Raw genomic sequence first — 17081 nt, 5'->3', positions numbered from 1 at the left:
CGGGATCCCATGGCGCGAGCCGGATCTCGTTGTGCGCAGCCAGCCGGAACCGGCCCGCCGGCCGGAACCGGCCAGCCGCCCCCGCCTGACACCCACCCCTGGCGGACGCGACCCCCGCGTCCGCCTACCCTGGTCAGGTGGCTCATCTCCTCGGCGCCGAGAACGTGCATCTCGAGTTCCCCACCCGTGTCGTCTTCGACAGCGTGACCATCGGCCTCGACGAGGGCGACCGGATCGGCGTGGTCGGGCGCAACGGCGACGGCAAGTCGACGTTGCTCGCCCTGCTCGCGCAGCGCCTCGAACCGGACGACGGTCGGGTGACGCACCGTCGCGGGGTGACGATCGGCTACCTGGACCAGCGGGACATCCTGCCGGAGGGCGAGACCGTCGGGCAGGTCGTCGTGGGCGACCTCGCGGAGCACGAGTGGGCCGGCGACGCGAAGATCCGCGACGTCATCGGCGGCCTGGTGTCGGACATCCCGTGGGACGTCACGGTGGACGAGCTGTCGGGCGGGCAGCGGCGTCGCGTGGCGTTGGCGCGCCTCCTGGTCGGGGACTGGGACGTGCTGTTCCTCGACGAGCCGACCAACCACCTGGACGTCGAGGGCATCCAGTGGCTGGCCGAGCACATCAACCGCCGCTGGTCCGCGAACCAGGGCGGCATGGTCGTCGTGACCCACGACCGGTGGTTCCTGGACGCCGTGTCCACCGACACGTGGGAGGTGCACGACGGCGTCGTCGAGCCCTTCGAGGGCGGCTACGCGGCGTACATCCTGCAGCGCGTCGAGCGTGACCGGCAGGCTGCGTCGAGCGAGCAGCGCCGGCAGAACCTGGCCCGCAAGGAGCTCGCCTGGCTGCGCCGCGGCGCCCCGGCCCGCACGAGCAAGCCGAAGTTCCGCATCGACGCGGCGAACGCCCTCATCGACGACGTTCCGCCGATCCGTGACACGGTCGCACTGTCCCAGATGGCGACGGCGCGCCTGGGCAAGGACGTGGTCGACCTCATCGATGCAGGCGTGTCCTTCGACGGCACGATGATCATCGAGGACATCGAGTGGCGCATCGCGCCCGGTGAGCGGACCGGCATCCTCGGCCCGAACGGCGCCGGCAAGTCCACGCTGCTCAACCTCGTCTCCGGCAAGCTGCAGCCGACGACCGGCCGGGTGAAGACGGGCAAGACGGTGCAGATCGCGGTCCTCGACCAGCAGCTCGCCGACCTCGCCCAGTTCGCCGACGACCGCGTCCGCGAGGTCGTGGCGCGCAAGAAGACCAGCTACGTCGCCGACGGCAAGGAGATGACGCCGTCGCAGCTGCTCGAGCGCCTCGGGTTCACGTCGGAGCAGCTCTCCACCCCGGTGAAGGACCTGTCCGGTGGGCAGAAGCGGCGCCTCCAGCTGATGCTCATCCTGCTCGACGAGCCGAACGTGCTGATCCTCGACGAGCCGACGAACGACCTCGACACGGACATGCTGGCCGCGATGGAGGACCTCCTCGACACCTGGCCGGGCACGCTGCTGGTCGTCAGCCACGACCGGTACCTGCTCGAGCGCGTCACCGACCAGCAGTACGCCGTCCTCGGCGGGCACCTCCGCCACCTGCCCGGTGGCGTCGACGAGTACATGAAGCTGCGTGCCGCGGGCACCGGCGGCGGGACCGCGTCGGCTGCTGCCGCGGCATCGGCCGGGAGGCCCGACACGGCCGGGTCCTCGGCCGTCGCCGCCGCCTCGGGGCTGCGTCCGGCAGCGGCGACGGCTACGCCGACCCTGTCCGGCGCCGAGCGTCGCGTGGTGGAGAAGGAGATGTCGGCGCTCGACCGCCGCATCGGCAAGCTCGCCCAGGACCGGAAGAAGCGGCTCGACGCGTTCGCCGCGCACGACCAGTCGGACTACGAGGGGCTCGGCAAGCTGCAGGCGGAGCTGACCGCGCTGGACGCCGAGGTGGAGCAGCTCGAGGAGCGGTGGCTCGAGGTCGCGGAGCAGCTCGGGGTGTGAGACTCTCCGCGCCGGTCGAGCCGAGCGCTAGTCGCCCAGGCCCAGGATCAGTCGCCGGAGCAGTGCCGCCAGCTGGCCCCGCTCGCCGTCGGACACCCCGGCGAGGATCGCTCGCTCGGCTTGCAGCAGGTCCGCGATCGCCGCGTCCACCGCGCTCCGACCCGTCGGCGTCAAGGACACGAGGACGCCTCGGCCGTCACGGGGGTCCGTCCGGCGAGCGACGAGCCCGCGGGCGGCGAGGCGGTCCACCCGGTTCGTCATCGTGCCACTCGTCACCAGGGTCTGCTGGAGGAGCGCCTTGGGGCTCAACTCGTACGGGTCGCCCGCGCGCCGCAGTGCCGACAGGACGTCGAACTCCCACGGCTCCATCCCGCCGGCCTCGAACGCCTGACGTCGGGCGCGGTCCAGGTGCCGAGCGAGTCGATCCACCCGCGACAGGACGTCGAGCGGAGCGAAGTCCAGGTCCGGACGCTCCCGACCCCACGCCGCGACGATCCGGTCGACCTCGTCCTCTGGCGGCATCCGTCCATCATGGCGTGGATCGGCGGCGCACGACCAGTGTCGGGCACATGGGAGGATGGTCTGGCTCCTGCGGGGGCGTTCCGCCTTGGTGTAATGGCAGCACGACGGCCTTTGGTGCCGTTAGGTCCGGGTTCGAATCCTGGAGGCGGAGCTGTAGCCGTGGTGCGTCACCGATGTCGTGCCGCCGCGGGCGGGAGTGAACGGGTCCATGACCGCGCCTGCTCGTCGGCCAGCAGCATCTCGGTCAACGGCGGAGGGTCACCCGCGGGTACTCGCCGAATCGCTGGAGGTACGCGTTGGAGAACCTGCCCATGTGCGCGAACCCCCATCTCGACGCGACGTCCGCGACGGAAGTGGCGATCGGGTCCGCGTGCAGGAGATCGGCGTGGACGTGGCGGAGTCGCACTTCGCGGAGGTACGTCATCGGTGTGCGATCGAGGATGCGCTGGAACGACTCCTGGAGTCCGCGAACACTGAGATCGGCCGCTCGGGCGATGTCCGCGACGCTCAACGGCTCCCCGGCGTGCTCGTGGATGAACTCGACCGCCCTCCGGACGCGCACGTTCTTGCGGTCCCCGTAACCGTGGGGGAACCCTTCGCTCTGGAACCGGTAGAGCCCGAACAGCGATCGGGCGACGTCGCGCTGCGCCTCGTGCCATGCCAGGGAGGAGGTTCCGCCTGAGCGCAGCGCCTGCATCGCAGCAGCAACCGAGCTGCGCCATCGAATTACTGCGCTGGCTGTGGGCGTGACGCTGCGGTCGAACCCGAGCGTGCCGTCGACCAGGTGCTGCTCGGCGGCGACATCGAGAACGAGGTCTCGGTTCAGGTGTACGAGACGCTGATCCCAGTCCTCGTACGCCATCTCGAACCGCTGCTCGATCGGGAACAGCGTCGGGACGCCCGGTTGCATCTGCACTTCGTCACGGCCGACATCGACACGGGCGTCACCGGAGTCGATCCACTGCACGACGACCTCGCCCTCGACAGCGACGTCGCCCCGGAGACGACCGTGCATCTGGGAACGTCGGATGCTCATCTGGCCGTCGCCGACGCCCACGTACTTGTACCAGTAGTCGGAGCTGACCGGCGAGGAGTGCCACGCGCGGCCGGCGTACATGCCGGCGAGGTCTTGGATGGCACCGTCGGTGTCGGTGCCAGCGACTGCGACGATCGGACGGACCGGGGTCTCCGCCAGCGCGTCGGTCGTCACCGCGTCTCCCCGAGGACGTGGAACCAGAGTCTGCCGGTTCTCCCGAGCCCAGTGGCGCCCGCCGTGCGAGGAGTGCCCTCGTGGACGAGTGCGGAGGGCAGGAACACAGTTGTGGCGGTCATGGGACCGGCCTTCCATGAGGCTGTGAAGGCCTCATCGCTGCCGGACCGTCCTGCTGTGCCAGCGTTCCACATGCCGCGGAGACCATCGTGACGACAAGACCGCAAATTGGCCCGGTTCCTCCACCGTACGGAGGCCCGCGGCTCTGCTCAACAAGAGTCCCCGGAACGCGGTTTCGTGACGCGCTCGCTCCGCGCCTGATCCGCGGAGCGCGCCGGGAGGAAGCCGCCCCGCGGCAAGACCGAGGTGCAGGCATGGGTGCCGCCGGGTCTAGCGTGGGGAGGTCTGGTTGCAAGCAGAGCAGGTAGGAGACCACTCGCGATGACCACGCTCACGCTGCAGCACGACACGGATGACATCGACACCGTCGCGTCCGTGCTCGGGCAGATGTACCCGAAGGTGCGGTTCGACCCCCCGCGGGGCAAGGTGCACTTCCAGGCCGACATCCGCGGCGACGAACAGCTCAGCCTCGCTCGCCTCACGATGGGGTTCCATGCTCAGGTGACCGTCGAGCCCGAAGGTGTCTTCACCTCGGCGATGCTGCTCGGCGGTCGCCTCCGGACCATCCATGGTGACGGTGGGAACGCCGGGGGCGTGATCTTCGGCCAGGAGGAGACCGCCGCGGAGTACAACGGTTCGGAACTGCTCGTCGTGAACCTGCCCGAAGCCTCGCTCATCCGCCGCGCGGTCCGAGCGAACGGCGCGGACAGTGGCATCGTCCGGTTGCAGGGACACCACCCTCGGCCCGAGCACGCTGCCCTGTGGGTCCAGGCCGTGTCACACGTCCACCGGAGCGTGGTGCAGGTCGAGTCCGCGTTCGAGAACGACATCATCCGCACCGCTGCGTTCGACTACCTGTTGGCGTTGGCGACGACCGCACTGCCGTTCGAGGTGATCACCCGCGTCCCTCCGGGCATCGGGGCCGGGAAAGCGACCGTGCGCCGGGCCGTCGCGTACATGGACTCGCACCTGGCCGACGCGATCACGATGGCGGACATCGCCGCAGCCGCCCGGGTGTCGCCGCGCGGCCTGCAGGCCGGCTTCCAGCGGCACCTCGACATGACGCCGATGACCTACCTGCGCCGCGCCCGACTCGCCGAGGCTCACCGGGAGCTGCTCCACGACCCGACCCGGACCATCAAGGCCGTCGCTGAGAAGTGGGGCTTCAGCAACCAGGGACGTTTCACCCGCATGCGGCGCGAGGTGTACGGGATCGAGGAAGGCACCCGCTGAGCGTCGGCGGTCGGGCGGTGGACAGGGGTGCGAACTGGACGCCGTGGCCACGACGACGTCCGGACGCTGGAGGTCGTCCGTGAGTTCCGGGATCGGCCGGCGGTGGTCCTGCCCGCGGATCCGGGCAGGACCGCGGATCGGGACGTTCGAGGGCATCGACCTGAGGAACGGGCATGTTTGCGGCTGGCGTCGGGTCCTCAGTACGGTCGATCTGTCCACATCGCGAGATGGGCATCCGCCAGCGCCGTCGACGGGAGCACCCCAATGTCCACCGAGTCCGTGATCACCAGCCCCTACCGGAAGACCGGCACCGCGAACGGGCCGCGCGCCGGTGGTACGTCGACCTACTCGGCACTGCTGCAGCAGGTGAAGGACGCCGGGCTCCTCCGACGCCGCCGTGGCTTCTACTGGTCCGTCTTCGCCGCCCTCGTCGTGGCGTCCGCGGCCTGCTGGGTCGTCTTCGCGCAGCTCGGCTCCTCGTGGTTCCAGCTGATCGTGGCGGGCGCGCTCGGCGTGCTGTTCACCCAGTTCGCGTTCCTGTCGCACGAGGCGGCCCACCGGCAGGTGTTCGACTCCCGCAAGTGGAACGACCGTGCGGGCCGCTGGCTCGGCACGTTCGTCGTCGGCCTGTCGTACTCGTGGTGGATGAACAAGCACACCCGGCACCACGGCAACCCGAACACCGTCGGCAAGGACCCGGACATCGCGCCGGACGGCGTCGTCTTCATCCCCGAGGACGCGGCCGCGACGACCGGACCGATGCGCTGGCTCGTGCGGCACCAGGGGTGGCTGTTCTTCCCGCTCCTGACCCTCGAGGGCATCAACCTGCACCGGCATGCGGTCACCTCGGTGCTCCGCGGTGTCGACGGGAAGAGCGACCGCCGCGACCGCATCGTCGAGGGCGTCATGCTCCTCGCCCGGTTCGCGATCTACCTGCCCGTGGTCTTCGTGTTCCTGCCGTTCGGGATGGCGTGTGCGTTCCTCGGGGTGCAGCTGGCCGTGTTCGGCGTGATGATGGGCGCCTCGTTCGCCCCGAACCACAAGGGCATGCCGACCATCGCGCACGACGCGAAGGTCGACTTCTTCTCCCGTCAGGTCCGCACGTCGCGCAACATCCGCGGTGGCTGGTGGGTGTCGTTCCTGATGGGCGGCCTGAACTACCAGGTCGAGCACCACCTGTTCCCCTCGATGCCCCGCCCCGCGTTGCAGCAGGCACGGCTCCTGGTCCGCGACCACTGCGACAGCCTCGACGTGCCCTACACCGAGACCACGCTGCTGCGCTCCTACGGCATCGTCGTCCGGTACCTGAACCGCGTCGGACTCGCCGCCCGCGACCCGTTCGACTGCCCGATGACCAGCGAGCTCCGCATCAGCTGACCTCGGCGGAGCCGGCCGCCCGGCCGGCATGACCGAACGGACCGCCAGCCGACCACCTCGAGTCGGCCCGCGGGCCGTTCGTCGTCCGGGCTGCTCAGACCGTGATCGTCTCGCCGTCCGCCAGTGTCACCAGGTCCACCCCGGTGAGCTGACCGGCGAACTGCGCGAACGAGCCCTTGCCGATCTCGCTGAGCATCAGGTCGTGGATCTGCACGGCCCGCGTCGGCTGCACGGCCCGCACGAAGTCGACGAGTTCGCCGAGCTTCGCCCACGGCCCGGAGGTCGGCACGAGCAGCGTCTCGACCGGCACGCCCGGCACCGTGTACGAGTCGCCCGGGTGGAAGACGCGGCCGTCGACCAGGAACCCGACGTTGGTCATCGGCGGCACGTCGGCGTGGATGACGGCGTGGTCGCCGCCGAACACGCGGACCTCGAAGCCGCCCGCAGTGATCGTGTCGCCGGGGGAGACGGCGACCACACGGCCGTCGTGGTCGCCGAGCGCGTCGACGACGGACGCCGGCGCCCAGATGCGGAGGCCCGGCTGCGCGTCGAGGGCCGCGCTGAGGACGTCGGCGTCGAAGTGGTCGGGGTGGTCGTGCGTGATGAGCACGGCGTCGGCGGCGGCCACGAGGTCGGCGGACGTCGGCGTGTAGGCGCCCGGGTCGAGGAGGACGCTGCGGTCGCCGTCGCGGAGGACCACGGTGGCGTGGGTGTGCTTGGTGAGTTCCATGAGCGGAAGTGTACAGCCACCCTGTACACTTCCGCTCATGGCCCTTCGCGACTTCACGCTCGACGACGCGAACGCCCTGCGGCGCGCGATCGGGGACAGCACCCGCGCCGTCCGCCGCTCCGAGGCCACTCCGGAGGGCCAGGTCGAGACGCTCGGTTTCCTGGCCCGCGACGGTGCCCAGAGCATCGCCGCGCTGGCGCGACTCCGACGGGTGCGGCACCAGTCGATGCGGGTCACGGTCGCCGACCTCGAGGCGCAGGGGCTCGTCGAGCGGACCCCGGACCCGACCGACGCACGAGGGGTCCTGGTCTCGTTGACCGACGCCGGCCGGACCGTGATCGACGAGCTCCGGATCCGCCGTTCCGCCCGTGTCCTGGCTGCCGCCGAACGCGCGCTCACCCCGGAGGAGCGCGCCACCCTCGCCCACGCGGCCGACGCGATCGTCAAGCTCACCGCGGCGCTCGAGACGGACGGCAGCTGACAGCTCTCGGACGGGCGCCCGGTGACCGGTGACGGGTGATGGGCGACGGACGGGAGGCGCGGTGCGGGCCCGCCCCGCGCCTCCCGTCCGGCCGCGACCCCGTCACCGCCGCGACAGGACCGACCCCGCACGGGTCGTCACCCCGCTCGGCGTACCGTCCGGATCGTGTCCGACGACCAGCAACCACGACCCGACCCGACGCGCGTCGGTGACCAGCCGGCGCTCCGCACGCGCTCGGGGTCGAACTGGCTCGTGTGGGGAGCAGTCACGACGGTCCTGGTCGCGGTGGTCATGGTCCTGATGGGCATCCGGCAGCCAGCGGTGGGGTGGCCGGCCCTGGTGGTGGTCGTGGTCCTGTTCCTCACGATGGTCGTCGTCCGCGGGGCCGTCCGCCCCCTGCGGACGCGCCTGGTGACACTCGCGGTCCTCGACCTGGGGATCGTCGCCGTCGGGTTGGCAGCCGTGCTCGTGGTCCTCGTGGCGGCACCGGGCTGACCGCCGCTGCCGACGACGGCCCGGATGGTGGCTGGGTGCCCGCCACCGTCGCAGTCGTACCACCGGTGTACATTGTGCCGAGTACGGACCATCCCGATACGTGCGTTCCCGACGAGACCGTTGCCCTGACTCGGTTGCGGGTGCCCCACCCCCCTGGGGGTCCACACCTGTGCACACCACCGCCGGCCTCCGCCGTGCACGCATCGAACTGGTCAGAACCGGCTCGCCATGAAGTACGTCGTCTACGGACTGACATCCGTCCTCACCAGCAGTGCCGCCGCCTCCGCCGTGATGCGGTACGCGGTCGCGCTCGGGCAGACGGGCAGCAGCGACCTCGTCGCGATCCCCGCCGTCGACATCGCGGGCGTGCCGATCGCCGTCGAGGTGTTCCTCGGCCCGGGCGTCCCCCTCCTCGCGGAACCCGCCGCGGACGACCTGCTCGAGCCCGAGCACCAGGAGTTCGTCGACGACCTCGCCGAGCGCACCCGCTTCCTGACGGCGCGGCGGTCCGAGCGGGCCTGACTGGCTCCGTCAGCTGCGCTCCACGACCAGCGTCCCCGCCCCGACGGGCAGTCTGCCAGCGCGGTACGCGATGACCGCGCCCGCGGCAGTCGTGGCGTCGAGGCGGATCGAGGCGGCACCGAACCGCCAGCTGCGGTTGACGCAGAAGACGGCGAACTCGACGGTGCCCTCGTCCGGCAGCACCCAGGTGCCGGACCCCCACTGCGCCGGCTGTCCGACGCCGTCCACGCTGACGGTCGGCCGCGCACCCCAGGCGAACCACGGCCTGTGCAGGCGGAGCTCGACGCGACGACGGGTGGTGCCGGACGGCAGTGGAGCCCCCGTCACCACCCGAGCGTCCCGGGCTCGCCCTTGAACGGCCCGACGATGTCCGCGGTGATCCAACCACCGTAGAAGTCGCCCTCCTGCGCGCGGACGCGCTCACCGGCGACCTCGCACGAGTCCATCTGCGACGGGTACACGGCCACCAGGTCGCGCAGCTCGCCGTACCCCTGCCACGGCGTCGGGTAGGTCCAGGCACCACGCCGGACGACCTGGTCGCCGCCGTGCACGTCGAAGTACGAGGCGCTGCCCTTGAACTCGCACATGCTCGACCCGCTCGTGGGGACGAGGGCGTCGGGCGCGAAGTCCGAGATCGGCAGGTAGTACACCGGCGGGTGGCTGGTCTCGAGCACGCGGACCGCGCCGGTCGTGTCTGCGACGACCTGGCCGCCGAGCCGCACGACGACGCGGGATGCGGTCCGCTCGATGCGCGGCGGACGCGGGTAGTCCCACACCGACTCCTGGCCGGGTCCGGGGACGTCGGGGGTGGGGTGGCTCGGGCTGCGTCGGGTCATGTCCCCAGTTCTACCCGTCGGAACCGACGGACTGGAGGCTCGTCACCAGCTGGGACGTCGGCCCGTGCGATCGGCGCGAGGATCCGGACGATGCCCCTGGCCTCCGGAGCGCGGCGGGGCTACGCTCGCGGACACCACCTCCTCAACGACGAGAGGCTGTCCCGTGCGCCGAACCATCGCGATCACCCTCGCGGCCGTGACCATCGTCGGGGCGCAGGCCCTGGCCGGACCTGCGACCGCCGCACCACCACCGACCACCGCAACCACCAGTGCTGCCTCGACCGGTACTCCGTCGACCAGTGCGGTGACCAGCGCCGCTGCCACCGCCGGACGCGGCCACGCGCCGGCGGCGACCCACCAGAACCCGATGGCACTGCGCCTCCCGGACGGCCAGACGGCGGCGAGCTGCGCCGACCCGACCGCGATCCACGGGGTGGGCCGCGACCGCAACTGGTACCTGTACTGCACGACCGACGCCCTGACGGCGACGGAGGAGACCGCCACCGGCGAGCTCGTGCAGCACAGCGTCCCGACCTACCGGTCCACGAACCTGACGGACTGGACGTACGTCGGCGACGCGTTCACCACCAAGCCGGCCTGGGTCGGCGACGCCAACGGCATCTGGGCGCCCGACGTCGTCCAGCGCGGCCGCACCTGGTTCCTCTACTACACGGCGTCGGACACCCCGTCGGCGACCGGCCCCGCCGGCGGCGGATCGGCGATCGGCGTCGCGACGAGCAGCAGCCCGACCGGCCCGTGGACGGATTCCGGCGGTCCCGTCGTGGCACCGCAGACCGCGCCGAACGGAGACGGCTTCCGGTGGTCGTTCGACCCCGAGGTCATCACCGACTCCGGTCACACCTACCTGTACTTCGGGAGCTACTTCGGCGGCGTGCACGTCCGACAGCTCACCGCGGACGGACTGCGCTCGCTGCCGGAGACCGAGCGGCAGATCGCGATCGACAACCGCTACGAGGGCTCGTACCTCATGCGGCACGGCGGCTGGTGGTACTACATGGGCTCCGCGACGAACTGCTGCAACGGCTCGCTCACCGGGTACGGCGTCTTCGTCGCCCGCTCGAAGAGCCCGCTCGGACCCTTCCGCGACCGTGACGGCGTCGCGATCACGGACACCCGGGTCGGAGGCTCGCCCCTGCTCGCACAGAACGGCAACCGCTGGGTGGGTACCGGTCACAACACGGTGGTCACCGACTTCGCGGGTCAGGACTGGATGATCTACCACGCCGTGGACCGCAACGACCCGTACTACGCGGGGCAGACCGGGTACACGAAGCGTCCGGCGCTCATCGACCCACTCGACTGGATCGGCGGCTGGCCGGTCGTCCGCGGTGGAGCAGGACCGTCGGACTCGGTGCAGCCCGCTCCGGCTGCGCAGCCGGGGCAGCGATCGGCGTACCGTCCGCGCCTCGCCCCGGTCGACGTGCCGGCGCGCACGATCCGGTCCCTGTCCACCGACTTCCGGGGTGACGCGCTGCCGCCGACGCTCACCTGGACGCGGCAGCCCGATCCGTCGACCTACCGGGTCGGGGGCGGGTCGTTCTCATGGCAGACCCAGGACGCGGACCTGCACCCACCGCAGACCCCGCTCGCGTCGGTGCTGACCGAAGCGGCACCCGCCGGTGACTACGTCGTCGAGACCCGCGTACGGATGGACACCCCGGCCACCGGCGACTCGTTCAACTACCGGCAGGGCGGGCTCGTGGTCTACGGCGATGACGGGAACTACGTCCGACTCGTCTCCAACTCGATCTTCAACACCCGACAGACGGAGTTCGGCAAGCAGGTCAGCGGGCAGCCCGAGGGCGCGCCGACCTACGGCAACATGGTCGTCGGGCCGGTCGGTGGGGCCACCACGCTCCGGATCGTGCACCGGCTCGTCGACGGTGAGCACCGGTACACGGCGTACACCAGCGTCGACGGTCGGCACTTCGTGCGCGGCGGCACCTGGACGGCGGACCTCGGGTCGACACCGCGGGTCGGGCTCATCTCCCTGGGCGGTGCCGGTTCGACGAGCACGTTCGAGGACCTGCGGGTCAGCACCGTGCGGTCGGTCCGCTAGACGACGAACGACGGGCGGGCCCGGTGCGACTGCACCGGGCCCGTCGGCCGTCTGCCGGAGTGGGACCCGCTCAGCTCCGCAGCGTTGCCCGCGGGTACTCGCCGAACTCGTTCCGGTAGGCCGCCGAGAAGCGGCCGAGGTGCGCGAAGCCCCAGCGGCGGGCGACCGTCTGGACGGACGTGCCGGAGGGATCGGCCTGCAGCAGATCCCGGCGGACCCGCTCGAGTCGGGTCCGGAGCAGGTACGTCATCGGCGTCTGGTCCAGGTGCCGCTGGAACGCCTCCTGGGTGGCACGGACACTCAGTCCGGCGGCGCCGGCGATGTCCGAGACGCTCATCGGCTCCGCCACGTGCTCGTGGATGTACTCGACGGCGGCGCGGAGACGTGCCCGTCGGGGCAGCAGCACGGCGGGCGGCAGGGCCGTCACCGTCGGCGGGTACATCCGGAGGAACGCAGCCGCGGTCCCACGCGTCAGGGTGTGCCAGAGCAGGGTGTCGACCCCGCCGGTCCGGAGCTCCCGGGAGAGCAGCGCGAGGCTGTTCCGCCATTGGGTGACGGCTGTGGGGTCGAGCGTGCGGAGGTGGTCGATGCCGAGGTCGGTGACCTGACCGGTGTGGAACATCTCGTCCGCGACCTCGTGCACGAGCGGGCGCGACAGGTGCACGAGCCGTTGGTCGTAGTCCTCGTACTCGAAGACGAACTCACGGCAGGTCGGGAAGAGCATCGGCACGTCGAGCTGCAGTGGCACCCGGTCCTGCGTGACGTCAGGAACCCCCTGCCCGGACGTGATCCACTGCACGACGTAGTCAGGTGAGCGGGGGATCGCTCCGCGGATGTGTCCACCGATCTGGGACCGGCGGAGTGTCACGTCCCGGTCGCCCACGGCGCTGTAACGGTAGGCGAAGGGATGGCTGGTGGTCCGGGCCTGCCATTCGCGTCCGTCGTACAGACGACCGATGTCGGCGACGACCGCGTCGCTCGAGGTCCCGGACGCCTCGATCCGCACGGGTCGCACCGTGTCGGTAGCCCACGTGTTGGTCTCCGCCCGTCGGGCGGTGACGTCGAGCGTGCTGGTCATGATCGTCTCCCTGTCGACCACCGGAGGGCGGTCGGGTCGCTGCTGTCCCTGTCAGCGCTCCGTTGACGTTCGATGCACTGGACGCCGAGCGAAACTCGCTGACTGAAACGGTACCCAGTTGTCCGTCAGGCGTTCAGGGGTTGACGCTCTCGTCATAGAAATGGTAAGGAAGCGACCGCTGACTGCGGGCACCCGGTCCGGTTCCCGCGCGCCGCGCACCGTCGGAGTCGACATCGGCACGGAATCCGGTTCGGGGTACAGGTCTGACCGTGGGAACGGCGCGTTCCTGGAATGCGGCTGGAAGTCGCGACGAGGCCGTGACGAACGTCCTCCCCAGCCCGTCTCATCCGTGAACAGCACCCGCTGGGAACACCCGGCGGGCCACTCGGAAGGAGCCACCATGGCCGACACCACGACCACCCCGACCATCCTCGCCACCAGCGCGACGACGTCGATGGACACCGGCGACCGCGGCGCCACCGGCAAGACCCTCATCGACGACACCGTCGTCTCGAAGGTGGCCGGCATCGCCGCCCGCGAGGTCAACGGCGTCCACAGCCTCGGCGGCGGCGCAGCCCGTGCCATCGGCGCACTCCGGGGCGCCATCGGCCAGCGCGACCTCTCGCAGGGCGTCAAGGTCGAGGTCGGCGAGAAGCAGGTCGCCGCGGACATCACCATCGTCGCCGAGTACCCGGTGCCGCTGCAGCAGGTCGCCGAGGGCGTCCGAGCGTCGGTCTCCCGCGCCATCGAGCAGATCGTCGGCATGGAGGTCGCCGAGGTGAACGTCACGATCCAGGACGTCTTCATCCCGGGTGACGACGACGAGGACGACGACAAGAAGGAGTCGCGAGTCGCATGAGCGCCATACTGAGCGGTGCCCTGATCGGCGCCGTCCTCGCGGTCGTCGCGCTGCAGTTCGGCTTCTGGGGCTTCGTCCTGGTCGTCGTGTTCGCCGCCGTCGGAGCGCTCGTCGCAGCACTCGTCACCGGCCGGATCGACCGGAACGCCCTGACCGACGTGCTGACCGGGCGTCGGAGCTCCCGGTGACCGGCGGCCCGGGCACCGTGCCGGGCCGGGTCGAGATCACCACGCGCGCCTTGACCTCGTGCGCGCGCGCCGTCGCCGCTGAGCGGCTCGGCGCGCCCGCGAAGCGGGTGCGGGTGGAGCTCGGCGACGCTCACGGGGCGTTGGCCCTGGAGATCACCGGTCCGGTCGCCGCCGGCACCGACCTGGTCCAGGCGGCGACGACCGCAGCGGCCGAGGTCCGGAGTCGCGTCAGCGCCCTCACCGGACGTCGCGTCGGGTCGGCGCGCATCGAACTGACCGGGATCGTGCGCGAGCGCGATGCCCGGGTCCGTTGACGAGGAGAACCCCATGAGCAGCAGTTCCGTCGAACGTCGGCTGCGTCGCCGCAGCGTGTACCGTTCCCGTTCCAGGGCGGTGTCCGCGGCGTTGGTGGTGCTCGTGCTGGTCGCGGCGTGGATCGGCACCGAGTCGGTCCTCCGAGCGATCGGGGCGGCGCCACTGCTGGCCGACCCGCAGACCGCGGTCGACGCCGCACTCCAGCCGGACCCGACCTTCGTCACCCTGATCGAGGTCATCGCCGCGGTGCTCGTCATCGCGGGTGTGGTCCTCGTCGTCCTGGCCCTGAAGCCCGGCCGTCAGCACCGCGCAGTGGTGCCGCACGACCGCGGCGCCGTGGTCATCGACTCGTCGATCATCGCGTCGACCGCCCGGAACGCCGCCGGCGTCGCCGCGGGCGTGCCCGACGCGCACACCGCCGCGAGCGTCCGTGGCGCCCGCACCGAGGTGCACGTCGTCCCGATGTCCGGCATCCCGGTGGACTCGGCAGCCGTCGAGCGCGCCGTCGCCGAACGCCTGGGCCGCCTGGACGACCGGTTCGTCCGCCACGTCACCGTCCGTGTCAGCGAGAAGGGCGCGCTGTCATGACCTCGAGCAACCGCACCCTGAACCGGATCATCCTGTTCGTGCTCGGACTCGTCGCCGTCGTGGTCGGCCTGGCCATGGGCGCCGGAGTCCTGCCGGTCGTCCGTGATGCGCTGCAGCCCTCCCTGACGTTCCCCGACCGCGTGGAGGTCCCCGCGACGTCCCTGTGGATCGTCGCGGCGGCCTGCCTCGTCGTGGTCGTCCTCGCCGTCGTCTGGGTCGTCACACGCGGCCGTGGCGGCACCGCCGTCGCCGTCCGTGAAGCCCAGGGCGACGACGAGGTCACCGTCAACGTGGCCCTCGTCCGCGACGTCATCGACCATGAACTGGCCGGCGTGCACGACGTCGTCTCGTCGAAGGTCGACATGTACACGGTGCGCAAGCAGCGCGCCGCACGGCTGCGTGTCGCGGTCCGCCGGGGCGGGGACGCCGTCACGGTCCTCGACGCCGTCGACTCCGCGATCGCCACCCTCGACCGGACTCTCGGTCGCGAGGTACCGATCCTGGTCCACCTCACTGGCGGCACCCGCTCGGCCATCTCGAAGGCCAAGCGCGTCGTCTGACGGACGTGCCACGGCCCTGCGCGACGGCGCCACCAGCACCAGTTCCCCCCCCCCACCACCAGGCCACCGCGGCCGACTGCTCGACCGCACGAACGTGGTCAGCTACGCACCCCCCGTCATCGCGGTCGCCGCCGAGGTCCGCTCCTCGCAGGTCGGGGCCCCCTCACCGAGCTCGCAGAGCTGACCGACCACGTCGTGTCCGCTGAACGCATCATCAACTGTGTAGTGTGCCTAACTACTTTCCGGAGAGCATGGTGGAGTGGTACACGCAGCACCACGGAAGGACCGGTCAGATGCACTCGACGCCCGCGAGCAACTCATTCGTTGACGGGGACACCCCGACCGAAGCCATCGACATGACCGCTCTGTTCGCAGAGCAGTCGCGAGACGGTCTGCTCGACAGCATCTGATCGGCACAGCCCATCCGGGAGCGTCGATCACGACCGCTCCGCTGCCCCTCCGGGCGGCACACCTGCTCCACAACGGCACCTGAGCGGTGCCCGTCCTGAAAGGCACTCCCATGAGCTTCCTCGGCTTCATCCTGCTCGGCCTCATCGCCGGCGCCATCGCCAAGCTGATCCTCCCCGGTCGCCAGGGTGGCGGCTGGATCGCCACGCTCGTCCTCGGTGTCATCGGCGCCCTCATCGGCGGCTGGCTCGGCGGCCTCGTCTTCAACGTGGGCTACGACGGCTTCTTCAGCATCCAGTCGTGGATCATCGCGATCGTCGGTGCGATCATCGTCCTCCTCATCTGGGGTGCGATCACCGGTCGTCGCGGCGCCCGCGCCTGACCTCTTTCCCGGCGCTCGTCGCCGGGAACGAAGAGCCCCGCACCGACCGGTGTGGGGCTCTTCGTCATTGGTGGCGCATTTGTCGGTGGTCCGCGGCAGGCTGGGCGCGCATGGACTCAGTCGAACAACCCCTCGTGCACGTCGACCGTCGCGGCATCGCCGTCGACGAAGCGGTCGCGTTCTACGAAGACGTCTACTCGAGCCAGGACATCCACATCGGGGACCCTGCACCCGAGGGGTTCTCGTGGCGGTACCGGGCGGTCGGGGACGACCACGTCACGGTCGGGACCTCGTCCGTCGCTGCCCGCCGCTGGGGGACGATCGACCCCGGCGACGACTACGTGTTGGCATGGGCCTCCGCGCCGGGGATCCTGCTCGACACCGGTTCGTCCGACCCCGTCGACATGCTGCCGGGCGTCCCGGTGATGTACCCGGCCGGCCGGGACTTCGCGTTCAGCGCGGCACCGACCGTGCAGCACGTCATCCGCTTCGACCGGACGTTCCTGCAGTCCGTCGCCGCCGCGCGACAGGGAGACTTGCCAACACCGCTGCAGTTCGCACGCCACCCGGACCCCGCGGCGCTCCGACAACTCCGCGCGGTGGTGTCAGCGTCGGCCGGGGCGCTGCTCGACCCCACGACCGGTCGCGACCGCCGCTCGGCACTCAACACGACCGTCGCGGAGGCCGTCGTCGGCACCTTCGACGCTCGTCCCGTCCCGCCGACGGGGCTGCTCAGCGACGGACCGGCGACCATGCGGCTCGCGCAGGAGTGGATGGTGGCGAACGCCCGTCGGCCCATCACGATCACGGACGTCAGTGTCGCCGCCGGGGTCGCCGTGCGGTCCCTGCAGGCGTCGTTCCGTCGGCACACCGGAGCGTCCCCGATGCACTTCCTGCGCCAGGTCCGGCTGCACCGGGTACGCGCCGAGCTCAGCGCAGCCGACCCGGAGACCGCCACCGTCGCGCAGATCGCCGTCGGCTGGGGCGTCGGGCACCTCGGCAGGTTCTCGGGCGCCTACGCGGCCACGTTCGGAGAGCCGCCCTCGGCGACGCTCCGCCGCCGTCGGAGCGTGTGACGGGCCACCCGTCGGCTCGGCCCGCTCGGT

General features: G+C 71.0%; 20 protein-coding genes and 1 tRNA gene. 15 read left to right on the top strand and 6 right to left on the bottom strand.

Going from position 1 to position 17081, the window contains the following annotated elements:
• Positions 1-137 precede the first annotated feature (137 nt).
• Positions 138-1991: an ABC-F family ATP-binding cassette domain-containing protein gene (locus DEJ31_RS04560; protein WP_111121282.1), complete on the top strand. Its 1854-nt coding sequence runs from the start codon at positions 138-140 to the stop codon at positions 1989-1991.
• Positions 1992-2018: 27 nt separating this feature from the next.
• Here DEJ31_RS04560 and DEJ31_RS04555 read toward each other — a convergent pair whose 3' ends face one another.
• Positions 2019-2513, bottom strand: a complete 495-nt coding sequence (locus DEJ31_RS04555; RefSeq protein ID WP_110904117.1) for a MarR family winged helix-turn-helix transcriptional regulator — start codon at positions 2511-2513, stop codon at positions 2019-2021.
• A gap of 79 nt (positions 2514-2592) precedes the next feature.
• On the opposite strand from DEJ31_RS04555, the gene DEJ31_RS04550 reads away from it, so the two are divergent.
• A tRNA-Gln gene (locus DEJ31_RS04550) sits at positions 2593-2664 on the top strand.
• Between the two features lie 93 nt (positions 2665-2757).
• On the opposite strand, the gene DEJ31_RS17415 is transcribed toward DEJ31_RS04550, so the two are convergent.
• Positions 2758-3723, bottom strand: a complete 966-nt coding sequence (locus DEJ31_RS17415) for a helix-turn-helix transcriptional regulator (RefSeq protein ID WP_220033210.1) — start codon at positions 3721-3723, stop codon at positions 2758-2760.
• A gap of 441 nt (positions 3724-4164) precedes the next feature.
• Between DEJ31_RS17415 and DEJ31_RS04540 the strand changes: the two genes are divergently transcribed.
• Both DEJ31_RS04540 and DEJ31_RS04535 read left to right on the top strand, forming a co-directional pair.
• Positions 4165-5076 carry an AraC family transcriptional regulator gene (locus tag DEJ31_RS04540; RefSeq protein WP_110904277.1) on the top strand — a complete coding sequence of 304 codons (912 nt, stop codon included), beginning with the start codon at positions 4165-4167 and terminating at the stop codon, positions 5074-5076.
• Positions 5077-5340: 264 nt separating this feature from the next.
• Complete coding sequence (locus DEJ31_RS04535) at positions 5341-6453, top strand: acyl-CoA desaturase (protein ID WP_110904278.1); 1113 nt, start codon at positions 5341-5343, stop codon at positions 6451-6453.
• A gap of 94 nt (positions 6454-6547) precedes the next feature.
• Here DEJ31_RS04535 and DEJ31_RS04530 read toward each other — a convergent pair whose 3' ends face one another.
• On the bottom strand, positions 6548-7183 hold the full coding sequence (locus DEJ31_RS04530; protein ID WP_110904279.1) for an MBL fold metallo-hydrolase: 636 nt from the start codon (positions 7181-7183) through the stop codon (positions 6548-6550).
• Positions 7184-7220: 37 nt separating this feature from the next.
• Here DEJ31_RS04530 and DEJ31_RS04525 point away from each other — a divergent pair, with 37 nt between their 5' ends.
• From DEJ31_RS04525 to DEJ31_RS04515, 3 genes are all read left to right on the top strand, one after another.
• Entirely contained in the window at positions 7221-7664 is a 444-nt protein-coding gene (locus DEJ31_RS04525) for a MarR family winged helix-turn-helix transcriptional regulator (RefSeq protein WP_220034533.1), read from the top strand.
• 165 nt (positions 7665-7829) lie between these two features.
• The gene (locus DEJ31_RS04520) at positions 7830-8159 is read left to right on the top strand and encodes a hypothetical protein (RefSeq protein WP_110904281.1); all 330 of its coding nucleotides are present in this window, start codon (positions 7830-7832) and stop codon (positions 8157-8159) included.
• 228 nt (positions 8160-8387) lie between these two features.
• A complete protein-coding gene (locus tag DEJ31_RS04515; RefSeq protein WP_110904282.1) occupies positions 8388-8681 on the top strand; it encodes a hypothetical protein in 294 nt (97 codons plus the stop codon).
• A 9-nt stretch (positions 8682-8690) separates the two neighbouring features.
• Here DEJ31_RS04515 and DEJ31_RS04510 read toward each other — a convergent pair whose 3' ends face one another.
• Together DEJ31_RS04510 and DEJ31_RS04505 are read right to left on the bottom strand one after the other, a co-directional pair.
• Complete coding sequence (locus tag DEJ31_RS04510) at positions 8691-9008, bottom strand: hypothetical protein (RefSeq protein WP_146236778.1); 318 nt, start codon at positions 9006-9008, stop codon at positions 8691-8693.
• Positions 9005-9517, bottom strand: a complete 513-nt coding sequence (locus DEJ31_RS04505) for a DUF427 domain-containing protein (protein ID WP_110904284.1) — start codon at positions 9515-9517, stop codon at positions 9005-9007. The genes DEJ31_RS04510 and DEJ31_RS04505 overlap by 4 nt, the downstream gene beginning before the upstream one ends.
• A 163-nt stretch (positions 9518-9680) precedes the next feature.
• On the opposite strand from DEJ31_RS04505, the gene DEJ31_RS04500 reads away from it, so the two are divergent.
• Positions 9681-11597 (top strand): family 43 glycosylhydrolase, encoded by a 1917-nt coding sequence (locus DEJ31_RS04500; RefSeq protein ID WP_181421624.1) that lies wholly within the window; start codon positions 9681-9683, stop codon positions 11595-11597.
• 70 nt (positions 11598-11667) lie between these two features.
• Here DEJ31_RS04500 and DEJ31_RS04495 read toward each other — a convergent pair whose 3' ends face one another.
• Positions 11668-12675, bottom strand: coding sequence for an AraC family transcriptional regulator (locus DEJ31_RS04495; RefSeq protein ID WP_146236779.1), 1008 nt, complete (start codon positions 12673-12675; stop codon positions 11668-11670).
• A 400-nt stretch (positions 12676-13075) separates the two neighbouring features.
• Between DEJ31_RS04495 and DEJ31_RS04490 the strand changes: the two genes are divergently transcribed.
• From DEJ31_RS04490 to DEJ31_RS04455, 7 genes are all read left to right on the top strand, one after another.
• On the top strand, positions 13076-13534 hold the full coding sequence (locus DEJ31_RS04490) for an Asp23/Gls24 family envelope stress response protein (protein ID WP_110904287.1): 459 nt from the start codon (positions 13076-13078) through the stop codon (positions 13532-13534).
• The gene (locus DEJ31_RS04485) at positions 13531-13722 is read left to right on the top strand and encodes a hypothetical protein (protein ID WP_111121281.1); all 192 of its coding nucleotides are present in this window, start codon (positions 13531-13533) and stop codon (positions 13720-13722) included. Before DEJ31_RS04490 ends, DEJ31_RS04485 begins: the two co-directional genes overlap by 4 nt.
• Complete coding sequence (locus DEJ31_RS04480) at positions 13719-14036, top strand: hypothetical protein (protein ID WP_111121280.1); 318 nt, start codon at positions 13719-13721, stop codon at positions 14034-14036. Before DEJ31_RS04485 ends, DEJ31_RS04480 begins: the two co-directional genes overlap by 4 nt.
• 13 nt (positions 14037-14049) lie before the next feature.
• A complete protein-coding gene (locus tag DEJ31_RS04475; RefSeq protein ID WP_146236780.1) occupies positions 14050-14625 on the top strand; it encodes a DUF6286 domain-containing protein in 576 nt (191 codons plus the stop codon).
• On the top strand, positions 14622-15185 hold the full coding sequence (locus tag DEJ31_RS04470) for a hypothetical protein (RefSeq protein ID WP_110904291.1): 564 nt from the start codon (positions 14622-14624) through the stop codon (positions 15183-15185). Before DEJ31_RS04475 ends, DEJ31_RS04470 begins: the two co-directional genes overlap by 4 nt.
• A 520-nt stretch (positions 15186-15705) precedes the next feature.
• Positions 15706-15975, top strand: a complete 270-nt coding sequence (locus tag DEJ31_RS04460) for a GlsB/YeaQ/YmgE family stress response membrane protein (RefSeq protein ID WP_111121279.1) — start codon at positions 15706-15708, stop codon at positions 15973-15975.
• A gap of 110 nt (positions 15976-16085) precedes the next feature.
• Positions 16086-17051, top strand: coding sequence for a helix-turn-helix domain-containing protein (locus tag DEJ31_RS04455; RefSeq protein WP_111121278.1), 966 nt, complete (start codon positions 16086-16088; stop codon positions 17049-17051).
• Positions 17052-17081 lie beyond the last annotated feature (30 nt).

The sequence above is a fragment of the Curtobacterium sp. MCPF17_031 genome (assembly GCF_003234035.1).
Classification (GTDB): domain Bacteria; phylum Actinomycetota; class Actinomycetes; order Actinomycetales; family Microbacteriaceae; genus Curtobacterium.
Note: the sequence above shows the minus strand (reverse complement) of the source record. Positions and strands in the feature narration are given on the sequence as shown.